The organism is Sphingomonas sp. UYP23, from assembly GCF_054059235.1.
In genome coordinates, this window is sequence record NZ_JBSSBX010000001.1 from 2,300,864 (window position 1) to 2,321,106 (window position 20,243).

Annotated in this window: 16 protein-coding genes; 6 read left to right on the forward strand and 10 right to left on the reverse strand. The window is 64.3% G+C overall.

Annotation, left to right across the window (positions count from 1 at the left end; translation table 11 throughout):
- The first annotated feature begins 2 nt into the window (after window positions 1-2).
- Window positions 3-1,361 (forward strand): HlyD family type I secretion periplasmic adaptor subunit, encoded by a 1,359-nt coding sequence (locus ACVWYO_RS11290; protein WP_457350815.1) that lies wholly within the window; start codon window positions 3-5, stop codon window positions 1,359-1,361.
- A gap of 456 nt (window positions 1,362-1,817) precedes the next feature.
- Here ACVWYO_RS11290 and ACVWYO_RS11295 read toward each other — a convergent pair whose 3' ends face one another.
- The 7 genes from ACVWYO_RS11295 to ACVWYO_RS11325 form a co-directional block, all read right to left on the reverse strand.
- Window positions 1,818-2,042: a hypothetical protein gene (locus tag ACVWYO_RS11295; protein WP_457349023.1), complete on the reverse strand. Its 225-nt coding sequence runs from the start codon at window positions 2,040-2,042 to the stop codon at window positions 1,818-1,820.
- Window positions 2,042-3,688: an IS66 family transposase gene (tnpC, locus tag ACVWYO_RS11300; protein WP_457354959.1), complete on the reverse strand. Its 1,647-nt coding sequence runs from the start codon at window positions 3,686-3,688 to the stop codon at window positions 2,042-2,044. Before tnpC ends, ACVWYO_RS11295 begins: the two co-directional genes overlap by 1 nt.
- Window positions 3,689-3,737: 49 nt before the next feature.
- Window positions 3,738-4,079, reverse strand: coding sequence for an IS66 family insertion sequence element accessory protein TnpB (gene tnpB, locus ACVWYO_RS11305; protein WP_457349022.1), 342 nt, complete (start codon window positions 4,077-4,079; stop codon window positions 3,738-3,740).
- Window positions 4,076-4,417: an IS66-like element accessory protein TnpA gene (gene tnpA, locus ACVWYO_RS11310; RefSeq protein ID WP_457349615.1), complete on the reverse strand. Its 342-nt coding sequence runs from the start codon at window positions 4,415-4,417 to the stop codon at window positions 4,076-4,078. The genes tnpB and tnpA overlap by 4 nt, the downstream gene beginning before the upstream one ends.
- Before the next feature lie 634 nt (window positions 4,418-5,051).
- Window positions 5,052-6,245, reverse strand: coding sequence for an IS91 family transposase (locus ACVWYO_RS11315; protein WP_457348794.1), 1,194 nt, complete (start codon window positions 6,243-6,245; stop codon window positions 5,052-5,054).
- Window positions 6,246-6,252: 7 nt separating this feature from the next.
- The gene (locus tag ACVWYO_RS11320; protein WP_457348793.1) at window positions 6,253-7,158 is read right to left on the reverse strand and encodes a tyrosine-type recombinase/integrase; all 906 of its coding nucleotides are present in this window, start codon (window positions 7,156-7,158) and stop codon (window positions 6,253-6,255) included.
- A gap of 288 nt (window positions 7,159-7,446) precedes the next feature.
- Window positions 7,447-8,739 (reverse strand): glycoside hydrolase family 130 protein, encoded by a 1,293-nt coding sequence (locus ACVWYO_RS11325; protein ID WP_457354961.1) that lies wholly within the window; start codon window positions 8,737-8,739, stop codon window positions 7,447-7,449.
- 545 nt (window positions 8,740-9,284) lie between these two features.
- On the opposite strand from ACVWYO_RS11325, the gene ACVWYO_RS11330 reads away from it, so the two are divergent.
- From ACVWYO_RS11330 to ACVWYO_RS11345, 4 genes are all read left to right on the forward strand, one after another.
- Complete coding sequence (locus tag ACVWYO_RS11330; protein ID WP_457350817.1) at window positions 9,285-10,538, forward strand: metallophosphoesterase family protein; 1,254 nt, start codon at window positions 9,285-9,287, stop codon at window positions 10,536-10,538.
- The gene (locus ACVWYO_RS11335; protein WP_457350819.1) at window positions 10,538-14,005 is read left to right on the forward strand and encodes an AAA family ATPase; all 3,468 of its coding nucleotides are present in this window, start codon (window positions 10,538-10,540) and stop codon (window positions 14,003-14,005) included. Before ACVWYO_RS11330 ends, ACVWYO_RS11335 begins: the two co-directional genes overlap by 1 nt.
- 437 nt (window positions 14,006-14,442) lie before the next feature.
- Complete coding sequence (locus ACVWYO_RS11340; protein ID WP_457350821.1) at window positions 14,443-14,979, forward strand: DinB/UmuC family translesion DNA polymerase; 537 nt, start codon at window positions 14,443-14,445, stop codon at window positions 14,977-14,979.
- On the forward strand, window positions 14,940-15,083 hold the full coding sequence (locus tag ACVWYO_RS11345) for a DUF4113 domain-containing protein (RefSeq protein WP_457350823.1): 144 nt from the start codon (window positions 14,940-14,942) through the stop codon (window positions 15,081-15,083). Before ACVWYO_RS11340 ends, ACVWYO_RS11345 begins: the two co-directional genes overlap by 40 nt.
- A 718-nt stretch (window positions 15,084-15,801) precedes the next feature.
- Here the strand turns inward: ACVWYO_RS11345 and ACVWYO_RS11350 are convergent.
- Both ACVWYO_RS11350 and ACVWYO_RS11355 read right to left on the reverse strand, forming a co-directional pair.
- A complete protein-coding gene (locus ACVWYO_RS11350) occupies window positions 15,802-18,207 on the reverse strand; it encodes a membrane-bound PQQ-dependent dehydrogenase, glucose/quinate/shikimate family (RefSeq protein WP_457350825.1) in 2,406 nt (801 codons plus the stop codon).
- 153 nt (window positions 18,208-18,360) lie between these two features.
- Window positions 18,361-18,870, reverse strand: a complete 510-nt coding sequence (locus tag ACVWYO_RS11355; protein ID WP_457354963.1) for a MucR family transcriptional regulator — start codon at window positions 18,868-18,870, stop codon at window positions 18,361-18,363.
- Window positions 18,871-19,354: 484 nt separating this feature from the next.
- Between ACVWYO_RS11355 and ACVWYO_RS11360 the strand changes: the two genes are divergently transcribed.
- Entirely contained in the window at window positions 19,355-19,777 is a 423-nt protein-coding gene (locus ACVWYO_RS11360; RefSeq protein WP_457350827.1) for a hypothetical protein, read from the forward strand.
- Window positions 19,778-19,817: 40 nt separating this feature from the next.
- On the opposite strand, the gene ACVWYO_RS11365 is transcribed toward ACVWYO_RS11360, so the two are convergent.
- Window positions 19,818-19,961 carry a hypothetical protein gene (locus ACVWYO_RS11365; RefSeq protein ID WP_189677639.1) on the reverse strand — a complete coding sequence of 48 codons (144 nt, stop codon included), beginning with the start codon at window positions 19,959-19,961 and terminating at the stop codon, window positions 19,818-19,820.
- Window positions 19,962-20,243 lie beyond the last annotated feature (282 nt).

A 20,243-nucleotide genomic window follows, 5' to 3' on the forward strand; every position in this document is an offset into this window, starting at 1 on the left:
CGATGCGAACCGCGATCCTTACCGCGCTTGGCGATCCGCCTGTGGCGGCTCCCTCGCTCGCCGACCCGACGCGCGATATCCGGGCGGGCGCGGTCATTGCCGCATTGTTCTTCGTGCTGTTTCTCGGCTGGGCCAGCTTCGCGCGGCTGGATGCGGCAGCCTTCGCCTCGGGGTCGCTGGTGGTGTCCGGGCAGCGTCAGGCCGTCCAGCACCGTGACGGCGGTGTGGTCGGCGCGATCTATGTCCGTGAGGGGCAGCGGGTGGAGAAGGGCCAGTTGCTGATCCGGCTCGCGGCGTCCGAGGTCGTCGCGCAGGAGCGCACGCTCGCATCGCAATCGATCCGCAACCTCGCCCAGCGCGCGCGGTTGCAGGCCGAGCAACTCGGCCAGTCGACCGTGGCACCGCCGCCCGAATTCGCAAGCCTCCGCGCGCAGGACGAGCCGGAAGCGGCGATCGCGATGCGCCTGCAACAGGCCGAACTGAATGCGCGCGTCGCCGTCCTGCAATCGCAGCGCGGGGCGCTCGGCCAGCGCGCGGCGCAATCGAGCGCGCAGGGGCGCGGTTATGGCGACCAGGCGCGTTCCGCCAAGGAGCAATTGCGCCTGATCGACGAGCAGATCGCTTCACTCGCCCCGCTGGAAGAAAAGGGTTTCGTCTCCCGATCGCGGATGCGCGACCTGCAGCGCCAGCGCGCCGAAATTCAGGGGCAGAGCGGGCAATATTCCGCTGCGGTGTTGCAGGCGCAATCGGCCGAGCGTGAAAGCGAGCAGCAGGGCGCGGAGGCGCAGCGCACCTTCGTCGAGCGCACCGCCTCCGACCTGCGCCAGACGGAGACCAGCCTCGGCGAGCTTTTGCCGAAATGGGCGGCGGCGCGCGACCAGATGACGCGCACCGAGATACGCGCGCCTGCAACGGGTTCGGTCGTCGGCCTGACGATCTTCACCCCCGGCGGCGTGATCGCGCCCGGCCAGAAGCTGATGGACATCGTTCCCGAACGCGCGCCGCTCCTGATTCAGGCGCGTATCGTGCCCGACGATGCGGACGATCTCGTGGTCGGTCAACGCACGCTGGTGAAATTCTCCGGCCTGCACGACCGCGCGTTGCCCAATCTTGAAGGCACGTTCACGCGTCTGTCTGCGGACAGCTTCGTCGACGAAAAGAGTGGGCAGAGCTATTTCACCGGCGAAGTGGCCGTGGCACTCGACCAGCTCCGGCTGATCCAGAAGGTTCGCGGGCCGCACTTCGTGCTGCACGCCGGCATGCCGGTCCAGATCCTGATCCCTCTGCACAAGCGTACCGCGCTGGAATATGCGCTGGAACCGCTGTTCGGCAGCGTCTGGTCCTCATTCCGAGAGCATTGAGACGCCCGCCGTCGGCCGCTCGCAGAAGGCGTTGGGCTCAACGTCGTAGCCAGCTCCGTCCCGTGGTTCCGGCGCATAAGGGCATGCCGTTTTCCGTCAGACCGTCGATGAGGAAGGCATGCGCGCCTTCCTCGACCAGGCTGTCGTCATACCTTTCCGAAGTTAGCACCGGCAGCGTTCGCCGTTCGTTCGATATTAGCGTACGTAAACATAACTTTCGTGCAGTGACCCCGGTTAGCTGCCGCGCTGCTCGGCTAGATTGTCAGTAAAACGGACGTTTTCTGGACAGGTGCTTCCCGTCCACTCAGATGCTGCAAAACAACGCGCTATGAGACAGTTAGGCAAGGCGAGGGTTCAACAAACAGGTGCCTGTAAACGGCTCAACGCGAGTGATTGAAAGCAATCGGGGAAAGCGGAAATGTATCCATCCGGCGAAGGCCGCGCAGCCAAGCTATCTTACATAAGCTGCGAGCGTCGTTCATCGAGCATTTCGTTGAGGCGATCGAGGCCCCAACGAGTGAACGCGGTGACGGACTCGGCTGTTTCGTCGAGGCTGTCGATGATGCTGAGGCAGCCGTCCTCGGGTGACATTTGTTCGGCCAGTTCCTCAATGAGATCGAGATCAACACAGAGTCGGAGTGCGGCGTAGCGACTGGTGAACACCATGGACGGGGCGGCCATCAGGCGGCTTTTGCGACCTGGTTCGAGGGTGACCAGTTCCAGGGAAGGAGTTCGTCGAGCCGGGCGGCGGGATGATCGGCGATACGGGCGAGGACGTCGGCGAGCCATGCCTGCGGATCGACGTTGCTGAGCCGCGCGGTCTGGATGAGGGTGTAGAGGATCGCGGCACGCTGCCCGCCACGATCGGAACCGCAGAACAGCCACGCTTTGCGGCCGAGCGGGATGCAGCGAAGCGTACGCTCGGCGGCGTTGTTGGAGAGGCAGACCCGGCCATCGTCGAGGAACCGGGTGAACGCACCCCAGCGCCGCAGCATGTAGTTGATCGCCTTGGCGAGGTCGTGGTTGCGCGACAACGTCGCGTGTTGGGCGGTGAGCCAGGCCTGAAGCTCGTTCATTACCGGCGCGCTGCGCTGCTGCCGCGCGGCCAGGCGATCGGCGGGAGGCTTGCCGTTGATCTCACGCTCGATGTCGAACAGGGTATCGAGCCGTCGCACCGCCTCAAGCGCGATCGGGTAGATCATGCCGGCGTGTTCGCCGCGGCTCTTCTTGCGAGCGGCACCCGCGACATCGGCGAGCTCGAAGAACTTGCGCCGGGCGTGCGCGAAGCAACCAGCCTCGCGCACTGAACCGGGCAAGCGCCCGTCTCGATACAGCGCACCATAGCCACCATAAGCGTCGGCTTGCAGGATCCCGGACCAGGTCGCGAGATGCGCCTGGGGATGTTCGCCGCGTCGGTCGCGTGAGTAATGGAACAGTGCTGCCGGCGGATCGGCACCGGCGAACGGCCGATCATCGCGGACGTACACCCACAATCGACCGACATCGGTCTTGACCTTGGCCATGACCGGCACGGTCGTATCGTCGCCGTGCAGCCGCTCGGCGGCGAGGACATGCGCCTCGATCCGCTTGTAAAGCGGCGTGAGCGCAAAGGCGGCCGCGCCGACCTGATCGGCGAGCGTGGAGACGCTGAGCGGCACGCCTTCGCGGGCGAACCGTTCGGCCTGGCGGTTCAGCGGCTGGTGCTGCCCGTACTTCTCGAACAAGAGCATCGCGAGAAAGCTGGGTCCGGCCCACCCGCGCGGCACGACATGGAACGGTGCCGGCGGTTGGGTGATCTTCTCACAGTCCCGACAGGCGACCTTCTCGCGCACGGTCTGAATGACCTTCCACGCGCGCGGGATCACCTCGAGCGTCTCGGTCACATCTTCGCCGAGCTTCGACAGGCGCGTGCCACCGCAGGCCGCGCACGCGCACGGCGCTGCGATGACCACGCGCTCGCGCGGCAGATGGGAGGGGAATGGCTGGCGCGCCGGTCGCTTGCGCTCGAACGAGGCGACGCTGGTCGCCTTGGCGGCGGCGACTTCGGCGACGAGGCCGTCCGTGCCGGCGTCCGCTTCAAGGTCCTCGAGTTGCAGCTCCATCTGCTCGAGCAGACGGCGGCTGCGCTCGGCGCTTGGGCCGTACTGTTCACGCCTGAGCCTGGCGATCTGCAGCTTGAGGTGCACGATCATCGCCTGGGTCGCGCTCTCGCGCGCCGCGGCGGTGGCAAGGCGCGCCTCGGCCTCGTCGGCGCGCTGGATCGTTGCAGCAAGCAGCGCCTTGAGCGCTGCGATATCATCCGGAAGAGGCGAAATGACGGCTTCCACGACGGAGAGTGAATCATCCTCCACGCCCTCATGCAAGCCGCAAAATGCGCTATCCCGCGCTCGCCGGGCGCCAGCTATGCTGCGGATTACGCCAGTCTATCCCGTCGAGCAGGCAGGCCAGCTGCGAGCGCGTCAAGGACACCACGCCATCCTTCGCCGAGGGCCAGATGAAGCGGCCGCGCTCGATCCGCTTGGAGTAGAGCGATGCGCCGATCCCGTCGTGCCAGATGATCTTCACCAACGATCCGGCACGGCCTCGGAACACGTACAGGTCGCCGCCATGCGGATCGCGGCCCAGACCTTGCTGCACGAGCAGCGCCAGACCCTGCATCCCCTTGCGCATATCGGTGTGGCCCATCGCGATCCACACCCGTGCATCCGACGGGATCATCGCATCGCCTTCAAGGCCGCCGCCGCCAGAGCCGGTGACGCTGAAGCAAAGATCTTCAGCCGCCCGCCATCGGGCAGATCGAAAACGGCAGCGACAACGGGCTCGCACACTTGCTGGGGTCGCTCATCCACCAGCACCGCCGGCACGAAGGCCGGGTCCGCCTGGCGCCGCATCACTTGCCGCCACTCGTAGATCTGGCTGCGGGCAACGTCATGGCGCCGCGCCACGTCGCAGACCCGCGCGCCCGACTGAAACGCCTCTGCGACAATCTGCTCGCGCTGCTCATCGCTCCAGCGACGGCGACGCTCCGGTCCCGCCAGTATCGTTACCTGCACCATGATCGAAACCGACGTCCTTACGTGCGACTGTAAGGACGTCCTCTAGCTCCAGCTCACAATCAGCAAGGCGGCCCCCGCCGGATGGCTACGCGGAAATTAGGTCCGAGCGCACCTACCCTAAAGGCCGACCCGAGGCGGCCACATCCGAGCGTTTGCCGTCTGGAGACTCACGCCTTGAGCGTCTGCTCTTATCTGATCCCGCCGTTCGCGCCGACTATTTTAGTGACCGCTTTGTCCCAAATTTCGCCATTCCATCGACCCGACATGGCGAATGCGAGCCGATGAATGGATGTCCGAAGTCGGGCGGCGCAGCGAGGACGCTGAATGTCGCTTTTTGTGAAGGAAATCGGATGCCGTGAGGCGTACGATATCCTCCAAAGCAGGAAGCCGCGGGCCACGTGTACTGGCTATGGGGATTTCGAGTTTGGCCCGGCTGTGCGGCGCGTGTGACGGCTGTCGAGGCGCGTATCGGCGGCCGAGATCATGGTCCCGAGGGGCAGTGTCCGGGGTGCATCTTGCCCATGATCGCAGGTTGAAGGTGCCGCTGATGCAGTCGGTGATGTTGCCAGCACGAGCGGCAGCATCGCCGGAACCGCAAGACCTGCGTGGCGGGATGAAGCTGAGCCATGCGGGGTCATGGCGTGGTCGTCCCGGTCGATGCGGTGCTCTGCGGCGGTGCGCGCGGCTGCCGCCAGCGTTCGAAGGTCTCTATGACGACCATGTGCCCGCCGCAGCATGGACATGGCGGTCGAACGTCTTCCGGCCCGGTCGGCGCATCGGTGATGGCCGGCGGTGCAACGCCAAGTAGCTCACGGATCCGCTCGAGCTGCCCCTTGCGGGTGGCACCGGCGAGCAGGCCGTAGTGACGGATGCGGTGGAAGCCTTTTGGCAGGACATGGAGCAGGAAGCGGCGGATGAACTCATCGGCCGCGAGCGTCATGGTCTGCTGGCGGTCGGCTCCGTCTCGGCGGTAATCCTTGTAGCGGAACGTCACGCCGGTCTCGTCGAAGCGCAGCAGCCGGCCGTTCGAGATCGCCACCCGGTGGGTGTAGCGCGACAGATAGGCGAGCACCGCCTCTGGTCCCGCGAACGGTGCTTTGGCGTAGACGACCCAGTTCTTCTTCCGGACCGGCGACAGGTGGCGCAGGAACGCACGCCGGTCGGCGAGATGGCCCATGCTTCCGAAGAAGCCGAGCCGCCCGGTGTCGCGCAGCGCCATCAGTCGGGTGAGGAACAGGCGGCGGAACAGCTTGCCGAGCACGCGCACCGGCAAGAGGAACGCCGGGCGCGACGACACCCAGCGGCTGCCGTCGGGCGACAGCCCGCCGCCCGGCACAATCATGTGGATGTGCGGGTGATGGGTCATCGCCGATCCCCACGTATGAAGGACAGCGGTGATGCCGATGCGTGCGCCAAGATGCTTGGGGTCGGCGGCGATGGTGGTCATCGTCTCGGACGCCGCCTGGAACAGCAGGCCGTATAGCGCGGCCTTGTTCTGGAGGGCGATATCGGCGACCTCGGCCGGCAGCGTGAACACGACATGGAAGTAACCGACCGGGAGCAGGTCGGCCTCACGCTCGGCCAGCCAGGCGCGCGCGGCGGCACCCTGGCACCGCGGGCAGTGTCGGTTGCGGCAGCTGTTATAGGCCACCCGCCAATGCCCGCAGTCGGTGCAGGCTTCGACGTGACCGCCCATGACGGCGGTACGGCAATGTTCGATCGCCGACATGACCTTCAGCTGGTGCAGGCTCAGGTGCCCCGCATGCGCCGTTCGATATGCGGGACCAGCGCCGCGAAAGATGTTGGCGACCTCGAGGGAGGTCCGCACGAGGGCGTCAACCGGGCGGCGTCTTGCCCTCCATGAGCGCCATCAGCCGGTCGAGCGGGCTGGTCACGGCGCGGATCGTGCGCGTTGCGACCTTGGTGTAGAGCGCGGTCGTCTCGAGCTTGCTGTGCCCGAGCAGCACCTGGATCACGCGGATATCGACGTCCTGTTCGAGCAGGTGAGTGGCGAAGCTGTGCCGCAGCGTGTGCGGGCTGACGCGCTTTCGAATCCCCGCCGCCTCGGCCGCCTCGCAGACCGCGCGGTGCAGTTGCCGGGTCGAGATCGGGTCGGTGTAGCTGCGCCCTGGAAAGAGCCAGCCGTGCGGCAGAAGGACACTGCGCCGCTTGCCTTCGCGCCACCACAGCCGCAGCAGCTCGAGCAGCTGCGGCGACAGCATGGCGTTACGATCCTTGCGGCCCTTGCCCTCCTCGATCCGGATCAGCATCCGCTTGCTGTCGATATCGTCGGCCTTGAGGTGCGCGACCTCCGACACGCGCAGGCCAGCGCCATAGGCCACGCCCAGCGCCGCCCGGTACTTGATGCCCGGTGCCGCCTCGAGCAGCCGTCCCACCTCATCGACGCTCAGCACGTCGGGCAGCTTCCTGGGACGACGCGCCAGCACCAGCCGCCGCGACAGGTCGGGTCGCTCGAGCGTCACGTCGAACAGGAAGCGCAGTGCCGATACCGAGCCGTTGATCGTGGACTCTCCGACACCCTGCTCGCGTTGGTGAAGCTGGAAGCGGCGCACATCCTCGGCGGTCGCGGTATCGGGCGAGCGCCCGAGGAAAGCCGCGAAGGCGCGGACGTGGCGGATATAATCATGCTGGGTCCGCGACCGCATCGCGCGCATCGCCATGTCGTCGAGCATCCGCTGACGCAGCGGGGTGACGGGTCGTTCGATCGGTACAATCGCCATGATCAAGTTCCTTTGGTTGAAGGAACTCCATCGTCTGCCGCCGCTGCCGCCGGGCCAAACCTCACCGCAAAGGCGCTACCTCACCACCAACACCAATGCCGCGCAGCGGCTTCGTGCTTTGGGTCAATGTTTGCCAAACTCGAAGCACAAGTTTGTCATTACAGGCCATGGACCCAAGGCAAATTCGGCGTCGCGAAGATCGAGGCGCCATGATCGCCTGCACGACGTCCGTTACTTCCTTGCGTAGTGTCAGGCGGTCCCACGCCTTCGCGAACGCTCCCAAGCGCATCAGCTCATCCGCGCCAACAAATCGTCGATCCTGCAACTTGCAAAACTGGCAAAATTGTCGGCGACCCCGAAGGGCAATAGCAGGGTACGGTCATGCACGACCGCGCCACAACTATAGACAACATTTGGAACATAGCCGCTGCGCTCCGAGGGACTTGGCCGCAGGATCGGTTCCGCCGTGCGTGCAAGCAGCTTGCCGGGATCGGCCTTGTCGAGCAGGCACGCGCCCATGCAATAGTTGCGCATCATGCCGACGCCGTGCGTTATGACGAGCCAGCCCTCGTCCAGTTCAATCGGCGATCCGCAATTGCCCATCTGGATGAATTCCCACGGGTAGCGCGGACCGATCAGCTTGGCGCCTCCGTCCCAAACGGTAAGTTTGTCTGACCCAATCAGCCAGAGATTCTCATTGTCCTGCCGACCAATCATGTGGAAGCGGCCGTCGATCTTGCGGGGGAAGAGCGCCATGCCCTTGCTCGCCGGGACGGACCCCTGCAGCGTCGTCATCTCGAAGGTATTGATGCCGGTGCCGCGGAACAATTCGCAGCGTGCATCGCGCCCGTCGAACGCGGTATAGGTCCCGAGAAAGCTGGGCGTCCCGTCGTCTTCGATGAAGCGAACCAAGCGCAGATCCTCGATCCCCTGGCGCTGGCTCTTGGTAACGGGGAACAACACGCTTTCGGACGGGTCCTGACTGCCTTCGCAGATTACCCGCGTCGTTCCGGTGTCCCCACTCTCATCGGGGCCTTCGATTCGGGGCGATGTCACCCAGGGACTGGCATCGTCCACCTGAAAGCCAGTGCTGGCGCTCCAGCTGCCGGTGCGGAAGGTCACGGACGAGACATGGCCTTCGCCGATGCCACGCAGAGAGAGGATAAAGTTTAGCCCGTCTGTCGGAGCACCGTCCTGATTCATCCGCAGGACAATACTCGGATTGAACAAAGCCGCCGCCTCGAACGAATATTCCGCGCTTAGATAGGCACCGATCAGCAACTGCTGCTCATGATCCGCGGTCACGTCCTCCGGCAGACACGAGACCACGTCATCGAAGCGGCGCAGCAGCATGGTATCGACGTTGCGGTGCCGCTCCGAAAGGGTGGCTACGGCAAATTCGCAATCCGCGCGGCGCGACGCCGGGTCGAGCGACAGGACGCGCTCGATCACCTTACGCATGCGGGGATGCTCGGTATCGCGGAACGGCTCCGGATATTCTACGCTGAAGGGCTTTATCACAGTGCGGGACGGATCAGGGCGCAGGTGAAGTCCCGAAAAGTCGAACAATTCGTCAGTCATATTGATACGTCTCCGGGATCGCGTCGCGTTATGAGCCTTTGTGTTGGCGTCAAATCGGTGTTCCGCCACGTCTTAACGGTCCCGAACAGACTATCGCCCGCTTTTGATCCGAAAGCCGCGGCAACAGCATCACGAAGGCGAACGAGCGATAGCATTGAGGGCGGACGAGATTTGCAGCCGCATCTTGGGTTCACGCGTCATTTCCAGCATCGCGCTCAAACTCGCGCGCGCCGAGACTAGCTTGCTCGTTTCAGTTCGAGCCGCGCGCGTTCCCACCAGCCATGCCCAAAGGCCCTGCAATCGTCGTGATCCATTCGAGCAGGACCAGCGCCCGCCTAACTTCCTATGATGCCTCGGCACGGATCGCCTAATTTGTCATCGGGCGGACCGATTCAAGCCGAAATTCAGATTGTGAATGAATTTTCCGCTTTCTGGAAAATACTGATGGGCTCTGAATGTCCAGAACTCGGTCGTTCTTGCTAAAGCTCAGTTAGATCTGGCCCGCAGTCATTCCGCTTCGCCACGCGAGGTGGTAGACGCCTAACATGGCCGGCAATCTCACCTTCGTCCACGCGGCGGATATCCACCTGGACAGCCCATTGCATGGCCTGTCGCGCAGCGATGAAGCGTTTTCGCGTCTGGTGCGCGGAGCAACCCGCAAGGCGTTTTCGAACGTTGTGGATCTTGCGATCGAAGAAGGCGCCGCCTTCGTCGTGATCGCCGGCGATCTCTACGACGGCGCCTGGAAGGATCAATCGACCGGGCAGTTCGCAATCGCGCAGCTGGCGCGCCTCACCCGGGCCGGCATCCGCTCGGTAATTGCCTTCGGCAATCACGACGCTGAAAGCAGGGTAACACGCCACCTGACGGCGCCGGAAGGCATTTACAAGCTCAAGAGCGCGAAGTGCGAAAGCGTGCGGTTCGACGATCTCGGGGTCGTCGTCCATGGCCGCAGCTACAAGGAAGCGGCAACGACCGAGAACATCGCCTCGACCTACTGCCCGCCAGTCGCGGGCATGCTCAACGTGGCGCTACTTCACACCGCGCTGGACGGGCATGAAGGGCATGCCAATTATGCACCCTGTAGCCTCGGTGAGCTGCAGGCGGCAGGGCACGACTATTGGGCGCTGGGGCATGTTCATGATCATGCCGTTCGATCCGATCACCCTCATGTCGTCTTCGCGGGAAACACGCAGGGCCGCCACATTCGGGAGACCGGCGCAAAAGGCGCTGTCGTCGTCCGTGTCGAGGAAGGCACCATTGTGCATGTCGAGCACCGGGCGACCGATGAGGTGCGCTGGGCGCACGCGCAGGTCGACGCAATCGGTGCCGCGGACCCCATGGAAGCGCTCGCCCCGATCCAGGCGCAGCTGCGACCGGCTGTCCTTGGCGCCGACGGTCGACCGTTGGCTGCCCGGGTTTCGATCACAGTCGATGGAGCTCTCGCGCAGCGCTTGCGTGCTGATCCGGCCTGGTTCGAGGCAGAGGTTCGCGGTCATGCCGCTGGCGTCTCTGACGCCCTCTGGATCGAGCGCGTGAAGATCATTGCGAACGACGCTGCACTGCCTACCGGCTTGCCACCCGAGTTGATGGACCTGCTGGCGCAGGCGCTCGACGATCCTGACTGCGCGCGTGCGATCGAGAACGCCATCGCGCCGCTGACGGCAAAGCTGCCAGCGGACATTGGCGATCCCGACACGGCACCTTTGCTCGCGTCCGCACGAGGGCGCGACGGCCCAGCACTGGTTCGCGCTGCCCGGGCGCTCGTCGAAGCACGCCTCGGCGAGGGCGCGCACTGATGCGGTTCCGACGTCTGGAACTCGTCCGATACGGCGGCTTTGCCGATCGCGTGTTCGATTTCGGAAGTAGCGGCCCTGACCTGCATCTCATCGTCGGGCCGAACGAGGCAGGCAAGTCGACGGCATTGCAGGCAATTGGCGACTTCCTGTTCGGGATCCCCGCACAGAGTCGGCAGAATTGGCGCTATGAATATGCCCAGCTTCGCCTACGGGCACTGATCGAGCATGACGGCGAGTTGCTCGACATAACCCGGCGCAAGGGCAACCGCGACACCCAGCTTGCCGCTGATGGGACGCCCTTCAAAACGGATCCGCTGGCACCAATGCTTGGCGGTATCGACCGTGCCGGGTTCGAGCGAATGTTCGGGCTCGATCATGCCAAGCTGCGCGAGGGCGGAGCCAGTATCATAGGCGGCCGAGACGACGCCGCTCGTATCACGCTCGAGGCAGGCACCGGTGTCTCCCATATCGGTACCGAACTCGCCAGGCTGACCGAGGCTGCCTCATCGCTGTTCAAGCCGGGCGGGCAGAACCCGCCAGTGAACCGGCTCATGCGGGAGCGATCAGAAGCCTTGGCGCAGGTGCGACAAACGTCGATCAGCGATGCGGATTGGACCCAGGCCCGCCAGCGCCGGGCAGATGCGGAGGCACGCCGAACTGCGCTGATTGAAGAGGCAGAGGCGCTGGACCGCGAACAGGCTCGTCTCGACAGGGTGGGGAGGGCGCGTGCGCCTTATGCTCGGCTGACCACAGCACGAGACGAGTTGGCCGAGCTGGAGGACCTGCCTTCATTGCCGACGGGTGCAGCCGCGCTATTCACGACGTTACGCGCTGATCGCATCGCAGCCGGTGAGTTGGCGGCGCAGGGTAAGGCGGACCTGGCCCGTATCGACGCGTCCATTGCGGGCGTGGAGAGGCCTGGCATAATCCTGGACGAGCAGGAGCGGATCGAGGCGCTGGAGGAGCGACGCCCAGTCATCGCCAAGGCAGCGATCGATCTAGAGCGTCGTCGAACCGAGCTGGAGCGGATCGATGCACGACTGGATGCGGCTCTGGCAGACGCACGGACCGCCCCCGGAGGGACGCTTCCTTCCGCCGGTTGGCGCAAGCGTACTTCAGCGCATCTCGATGCACGCCGCCTGCTGAACGCGCGCGAGGCGTCGGTAGAAAAGAACCGCGCGAAGCAGGTCCGCGACCGGGAACGAATTGAAGGAGAATTGGCGACGATCGGCGGGACGATCGATCCTGCCGCGCTTGTCGCTGCATTGCAGCTTCTGCCTGCCGACGCGGCGACCCGGCTGGCAGAGGCGGATCTGGCGGCAAAGCGGAAGCGGGCGCTTGCGGCAGAACGCCTTTCCGATCTCGCTCCGTGGCACGGGCTGGTAGCCGCGCTGCACACGCTTGCGGTCCCGACGGAGGCAGAAGCGACCGCGCTCCGTGTGGCCGTAGAGGCGGCGCGAAATGAAGCCGCCGGCGCCCGCAAAGAAGCTGAGGCAGCCGAGACCAGTGCGATCCGTGCGGAAGCAAGGTTGAAAAGCCTGATCGCGAGCGGATCCCTTCCGACTCCTGACGTGATCGAAGCGGCACGACAGCAACGCGATGCGCTGGTCGGCCAAGTTCGCGAGCAGCTTGTTACGCCTCAGGACGGCAATACCGAAGCACTGGGACAAGCCCTGGGCCGATCGATTTCTGATGCCGATCACCTTGCCGACCGGCGCGACGCAGAAGCCTCCCGCATTGCCGAATATGTCCTGACGACCGTTGCCTTGAATGAAGCAAACGCGCTGCTAACGGCTGCCCGTCATCGGGAAGGGCGATACCGGACGGAGTTGGCCCTGCTTGAAGAGGGATGGGCATCGCGATTGCAAGCGCTCGGTTTCAAACAAACTGTCGCGCCAGCAGACCTGTCAGCCTGGCTCACCAAGCGATCGGCCGTATTCGAATCCGAGCGCGACGCAGCCGCATCGGACGCAACGTCCGAAGCGCTGGTAGCCCAGTTTGCAACGGCAGGCGCCGCGATCGCCAGCGCTCTATCGACGGCCGGAGGGCCGGTGACGACAGCCGCTGATCCATCGCTGGTAACACTCGCGCGCAGTCATGCTGCAGCGTTGAGCGTTGCCATCACCGGTCGCGACCGACTCTTGGGCGACATCGCCAAGATCGAGCGCGCTTTGGATGAACTCGCTCTGGAGAGCGCCGATCTCCGACGCGAAACCACAGCGCACGATCTCGTCCGCGACGCCTTGGTCAGTGAAGCGGCGCTTCCCGCCAATGCCGACGACGCCGCACTTGCCGACGCGCTCGAGGCCTTCATCCATGTCACCGAAGACACGGGAGCGCGTGAGATGATCGCGCGGCAAGTGGACAGTATCGTACACGACCGTTCGGCCTTCGAGGCCGAGCTGGCGGTAGTGCTTGCCGTGCTCGGCGCCGCGCGCTCCGGCGACGCGACTGAACAAGTACGGCAGCTTGGCATAGCGCTGCGCGCGGCGATCCGCGCGCGAGACGCGCTTGCAGGCCTTGAAGCCGACCGAGAGCGCATTGCGCGAGACCTCGACCTGGTCGAGGGCCGGCTTGCCTCCATCAGCGCGACGATCAACTCGCTCATGTCGGCTGCCGGCACGACGTCCGAACTGGATCTGGATGGGATCATCGCCAACGTAGCACGGAGAGACGTTCTCAGGCTGGCAGAGCGCGAAGCGCTCGACGAACTTGCCGGTGCCGATAACGGTGCTGGGCTCGAGGCGCTTGCGGCCGAAATTGCCGGCTTGTCGATCGAGGAGGCATCTGGCGCCCGTACCCGGATTGAGGATCGTCGGCGTGAAGTCGCCGCCGAGCGAGAAATCGTCGGTCGAACGCTCAACGCGGCAGACGAGGAAGCCGGCCGTGCGGCAAGTGACAGCGCGGCTGCCGACGCACAGCAAACGGCGTTCGATACGACCGCTGCGCTAGCCCAGGCAGCCGAGGAGCACATCCAGGCGGCGAGTGCCGCGGCGCTGCTGCGCTGGATGCTCGACCGGCACCGCACGACCAATCAGGCGCCCCTGATTGCAAGGGCAGGCGTGCTATTTGCGGAGGTGACGGGTGGTGCGTTCACCGGGCTTGCGGTCGGCTATGGCAATGACGATCGGCCTATCATCCTGGCACAGCGGTCCGACGGTGGTGAAGTCGGCGTTGAGGCGTTGAGTGAAGGAACGCGTGACCAGCTCTACCTGGCGCTACGCCTCGGCTCGATTGAGGGACGAGCCGGAGCGGGGTCCTTGCCGATCGTCTGCGACGATCTGCTCATTACCGCTGATGATGATCGAGCGGCCGCACTTATCCGGGTCCTTGCGGCTGCTGCGGCGCACAGCCAGGTCATCGTGTTCAGTCATCATGCCCACCTCATCGACGTTGCGCGCGACGCCGTTGGTTCTGATGGCTTTACACTTCACCGGATCGACACGGTTGGAGCGATCGCAGCATAGTCGGGAACGAAGCCGCGTCACGCGGGACGGTCGGCAAGTTCCCCTTCCAAATTCAGGATCGCAACCTCGAGCGCCCGTGATTGCGGACCCTCTAGGTCCTTACGCGCGCGCCGGGCCTCCTGGAGCAGCTCTGTCCAATAGGTCAGTGTGTCCTTGTACACAGGATGGCCACGCAGGCGCCGGGCGCTCGTGACTGCGTTCTCGACATTTTCGAGGATTGATCCTGCTAAGTCCATGGGGGCAGTTACGTGTCGGACACGCAAAAGGATAGGATTGTTCGCGCCTTGGCACGCCATTGCGAAGCGTCCATCGCAACGGTTGGACCAGTGGGGCGGCAGTGGTTGCGCGTGGAAAGTGGTCGTAGCGTTTTCCTGACGCAGAGGCACCTGCGGCCGACGCGACTGCACCCGCTTGGAATCCGCACGACGGCCGACCTGGTGGCGATTGTGCCCGCGTCGGCGCGTGATGTCGGCACGGTCGTTCTCGAGCGCCTGGTGCGCGAGTTGAACGGCATCGAGTGCGATGAGTTCAAGCCGGAGCCGGAGGCAAGCAAGGCGACGGCGGTAACGCGCCAGTTCGGCGCGCCGGTGACGGACCTCGACGAGCTGCGCGAGGCGATGGTGCGGCGCGCGGTGCGCGCGGTCGAGAAGATCCGTCACCAAGGATTGGTGGCGACGCGGCTGATCGTGTCCGCGCACGGCTCGCGCTACCGGCCCAATCCGCCCTCGGCGAGCCGCCAGACCCGGATGTCGCCGCCCAGCAACGATCCGCGCATCATCGCCGGCCTGGCGGCTAAGATGATGGAGGCGATGTATCAGCCCGGGGGTGTCTATACGAAGTGCGGCGTCCTGCTCGAGGAGCTGCTGCCGCAGGGCGCGGGCAGGGGGACTTCTTTGCCGTCGAGGATCCGCGTGCGCCCGGGTTGCTCGCAGCCATGGACGGCCTCAACGATCGGTTCGGCCGCGGGACTGTAGGGATCGCAGCGCAGGGGTTCGGCGCGCGCGCATTCGATACGAAAAGGAGCCAGAAAAGTCCGGCATGGACGACGCGGATCGGAGAGATACCGATAGCCCGATAGTGCGGGGAGGGACCGGGTCCTACGGAAGTAGAATTTCGGTCGGGCGCGAGAGCCATCATCCTGAAACTAGATTTTCAGGATGGATAGCGTATATGGGGGCTGCGGTTTCATCGAGTCAGATCGGTGTCACTTACCTGAACCCGTCGCGCTGTGAACGCGACGGGTTCAAACTTCCGGGGCTGGCGCTGGGAACAGCGCCGGCCTTTTTCTTGAAAAAGGGCGAAGGCCCTGTGAGACCTCCGCCCCCCGCTAGGCCGGAATTACTTCCGGCCCAACGTGACGATCGCGACGACTAGCGAAATACCAGTCAGCACGACCATTGCGGTTTCATACATGGTCAAATCAATATCACCTCCTTTGAGTGACATGATTTGCGGCAGGGGCTGTGAACTCCCAATCGCTGTCACCCAAGGGTGTCATACGGCGAATGCGCGATTTCGTGCAGTCTTCGCTTCCACGATCGCGTGACCGGATGGTCGACTGTTCGAGTTCGATGGAACGGCATGCGAGGACCATGCTCCACCACGGGCTTGGTGTCCCAAGGGGTATCCGGCCTCCCGCCTGTCGCCGCATCCGCCATCAGAGCAGATTTGGTAGCCGGTAAGTTACAAGGGGGAGTATCACGAAGCGTAACTGCTGTTGCGGCCCCCTCCACCACCAGCCTGAAGAAGGCTGGCGGTCCCCCTTCCCCGATTCCCGGGGAAGGACTTAAGACGGTTCAGCTCTTCGGCAGGGCCCAGGCGATGACCTGGTCGCCGATCTTGGTCTTCATAAAGTGATGCCCACCGGTCATCAGCACCACATATTCCCGCCCGTTCTGCTCATACACCATCGGCGTCGCCTGGCCGCCGGCGGGGAGCACCGTCTGCCACAGGATCTTGCCGGTCTTGAGGTCGATCGCCTTGAATAGGCCATCGGTCGCCGCCGCAACGAAGATGATTCCGCCTGCCGTCACGATCGAACCGCCATTGTTGGGCGTGCCGATCGTGAAGGGCAGATAGCTCGGGATACCGAACGGCCCGTTGTTGCGCGCCGAGCCGAACGGACGGTCCCAGATCGTCTTGCCGGTCGCGATGTCGATCGCGCGGATCCCGCCATAAGGCGGCTGCTTGCACAGCATGCCGGTGAACGGCATCACCCAGCCGGCATTGACGTCGACCGCGTACGGCGTGCCCGCCTGCGGATCGCCCGCACCCTCGGCGCCGGCCTTGACCGCGACGGTCTTGCCCTGAGCCTTAAGGTCGGCGTTCTGTTCGCGCGTGAACCAGCCCTTCTTGTCGGCGGTCGCGCGCGGCACGAGCTGCACGTAATTGGGCATGTCGTTGTAATTGGCGACGATCACGCCGCGTGCCGGATCGACCGCCACGCTGCCCCAATCGGTGCCGCCATTATAGCCGGGATATTCGATCGAGTGGCGATCCACCTCGGGCGGGGTGAAGAAGCCCTTGTAGCTCGCACGCTTGAAGTTGATGCGGCAGATCATCTGGTCGATTGGCGACATGCCCCACATGTCGTGTTCGGTCAGGTCGGGCTTGCGCAGCGTCTGCCACAGCGAAACGATCTGCGTCGGCGAGCGCTGCTGCGGTTCGATCCCGCCCGACGGGGCCTTGATCGTGCCGACCGGGGTAAGCGCTTTGCCCGTCGCGCGTGCGAGGACGTACATGTCGCCCTGCTTCGACGACACCAAAAGCGCCGGGATCCCCTTGTAATCGATCAGCGTCGGCTGGCTGCCGAAGTCGTAATCCCAGGCGTCGTTCTTGACCGCCTGGAACTTCCAGCGCGGCTTGCCGGTGGTCACGTCAAGCGCGACGATCGAAGTTGCGAACGCATCCTCGGTCGGGGTGCGCAGGCTGCTCCAATAGTCGACGGTCGAATTGCCCATCGGCAGGTAGACCAAGCCGAGCTTCTCGTCGCCGCTCGCCATCGTCCACATATTGGGAGTGCCGCGCGACCATTCCTTGCCCGTCGGCGGATAAGTGTTCCACTCCGGATGCAGCATGTCCCAGGCGAAGCGCAGCTTGCCGGTGACGGCGTCGAAGCCCTGGATCACGCCCGAAGGCTCATAACGTTCCTGACCGTCGGTGGTTTGGTGACCGGTGACGGCAATGCCGCGCACGATGACGGGCGGCGAGTTGATCGAGACGAGGCCGGGGAAGACCTTGCCCATGCCGATCTTGGCATCGACCTGGCCGTTCGTGCCGAAATCGGCGCACGGCTTTCCGGTCTTGGCGTCGACTTCGACCAGGCGCGCGTCGAGCGTGCCTTCGAGAATCCGCGTCGCGCACACCGCATCGGGCTTGGCGTTCGGCACGGCGTAATAGGTCACGCCGCGGCAGGCGGCGGTATAGGGGATCCACTCATTGGCAACCTTGGGATCGAAGCGCCAATTCTCCTTGCCGGTGCCGGCATCCATCGAGATGATGATGTTCTTGGCCGAGCACAGATAGAGCGAATTGCCGATCTTGAGCGGCGTCGTCTCGGCACCATATTGCTTGGCGGCGGCGGCATCGCTCGGCATGTCGCCGGTGTGGCTGAGCCACGCCTGCTCGAGCTTGCCAACATTGGCAGCGTTGATCTGCGTCAGCGGCGAGAAGCGGCGCGCGGCGCCGGTGCCGCCATAGACCGGCCAGTCAACGCCGGTGGTCACGCCCGACGGATCGGCCATGCCGCCCGAATTCTGTGCGGGGAGCGCCGCCACGGCGGTCTCCTGCGTGCCGAGCACGGTGAACAAGGCCGCGGTCGCCACCACGACGGCGGCGATGCCACCGCCGGCAAGCTTCCAGCGATTGGCGCGGCGCGTGAGCGTCGGCATGACCAGGAAGGTCGCGATCAGCAGCACCAGCGGCGCGATGATGCGCGGGACGAGCGCCCAGACGAGGTTGCTCTCAGAATCGAAGAAGGCCCACAGCACGGTCAGCGCGACGACGGCGATATAGATATAGGCGCCGATCATCCGACTGCGCACCAATTGCACGCCCGCGGCAAGCATCGCCACGCCGGCGATGAGATAATAGATCGACCCGCCGATCGCGGCGAGCCAGATCCCGCCTATCGCCAATACCAGACCAATCGCGGCTATCACCAATCCCAGGATGATAGCCGCCCAGCTCCGCCGTTCGTGCATGCGTAAAGTCCTTTGTCTGTCCCGGTGCCCCCAGCCCGTGCGCACGGCGCAGGCGTAAGCTTTCCCGAGCAACAGGCCGTTTGCGCAATCGTTCCATCGGCTTAACGCAACGCAGCGTTTCTAATTCCGTGATGATCTGCTTGCGATGCTGACTTATTCAGGTGTGGCCACCTTCAGCTTGCGCCGGGGTGTCGGCGCTGGCGACGGTGTCTCTGCTTCTGCATCTGCTTCTACCGTCTTGGGTTTCCGTCCGAGGCCGATCTGCTTTGCCATCGCGCGACGTGCCTCGCTGTAGGCTGGCGCTACCATCGGATAATCGGGTTTGAGATTATAGCGGGCGCGGTACTCCTCGGGCGTAAGCCCGTTGCTGCTGAGATGCCGGCGTAGGGTCCGGTACGGCTTTCCGTCGATCATCGATATGATCCGGTCGGGCGACGCCAGCGACTTTCGGGCGGTCGTTGCCGGCGGATATTCTGCCTCGGTTGGCGCCCCGGGCCGTTGATCGCCCTCGGCCGGGGCGTCCAGCCTCACAAGGGCCGCGTGCATTGAGGCAAGGAAAGCCGGGACGGCATCAGCTTCGGGTCGGGTATTCGGGTTCGCAAGCCACGCGGCGGTAAGCTCGGCCGCCAACGCGATCCTGTCAGTCTTCTCGTCCATATCCATTTCCCTGTTCGTATTGCGAAGCCGATGCATAAGTGATCCCGCCCTAAGCTGGGCGAGACCGCGGTTCTGGCAAAGCCCGCAGCGCGTGTCGATCAACGCCGGCGAGATTCCGGCAGTCTGCTAGGCAACGCGGTAGATGAGGATCTTTTAGATACGGCTTGAGGCATCGATGAACAAAAAAAGGCCGCCCAAAGGACGGCCTGGAAGTTTTAGGAGAGGATGCCTGAAAGGCCTCCCTTTGCTGCACCTGCGAACGGACAATCGCAAGTGCAATCGATGGAATGGCAGTTACGCCAGGCAGCTGTTTTCGATCCGGCAGGTTCACGTCAGGGATCATCACCCGAAAGGCTGAGACCCGAAGGGGCTCGGTGGAGCGCAGCGGAAGAGAGCCCGGCGCCGCCCACAGGGCGGAGCGACGCCCGCGTCATAGGTTTTGCGGTTGGGACGGTCCATAAGGCGAGATCATCAAAGGCACGGAGTGAAGGTGGGTAAACCGGACCTTGAAGAAGCCGTTCTGCTCGAAATCGAGACGGGATTGTTGCAACTGCATCAGCGGAGTTCGGGACTAAGCGGTCTCGTCGATACACCGGAGCTGACGTTTGAATATGCGGCTGTCGCATCGCGGGAGCTAATCGTCGATGTTGGAGAAATCTCCCGTCACAACATGCTCCTGGTCGAGGAGATGATCGCGGCGGTGCGCACGTTGCAGCGGGCGCATCAGCGGAGAATGACGCCTCCTGCGAGGACACCATTGCATCAACGGGCGTCGCTGCCGCAGCTCGTCGTGCTCGGTATCGCCGCGTTGATCGGGATCGGCTTCACCGCTTTCCTAATCGGATATGTGCAGGGGTTTCCCGAAGGCTGCGCGCGTGGGATCCGCGAGGTGCTGGCGCATCGAGCGGTGTGAGACATGACGAGAGCGGGGCCGCAGCGCCGCCCCGTCTCGGTCACTCTTCCCAGAGCGGCTTGAGCTTGCGCGTCCGTTTGCGAGCGGGCCGGGGTGCCGCGGGCATCCCGTGTATCGCGATCTCCGCTTGGATGCTGGCCAGGTCCGCGAGCCATGCTTGGGTGCGTGCGGTTTGAATGTTCATCTGATCCTCCTTCTGTTCGCTTGAGACAGAGGCAGGCTGACGATCGGGCGGGGTCGGGGTCACAGGACCGCGAAGCGGCCGCGAAGCGGGGCGTGGGGGTGCCAATTTTGTCGTGGTCGTAGTGAAGCGCAGCGAAAACGGAGGCCGCGTCAAAATTGGGGGCACCGCGCATCCTTGACGCAGGCCGCGCCCGGTCGTCACGATGGAACGGCGTCGACGACAGAGCCTTTCCGACAGTGGTAGGGCAGGGGAGGCCGCCACACGGCGCACTCCCTTCTGCCT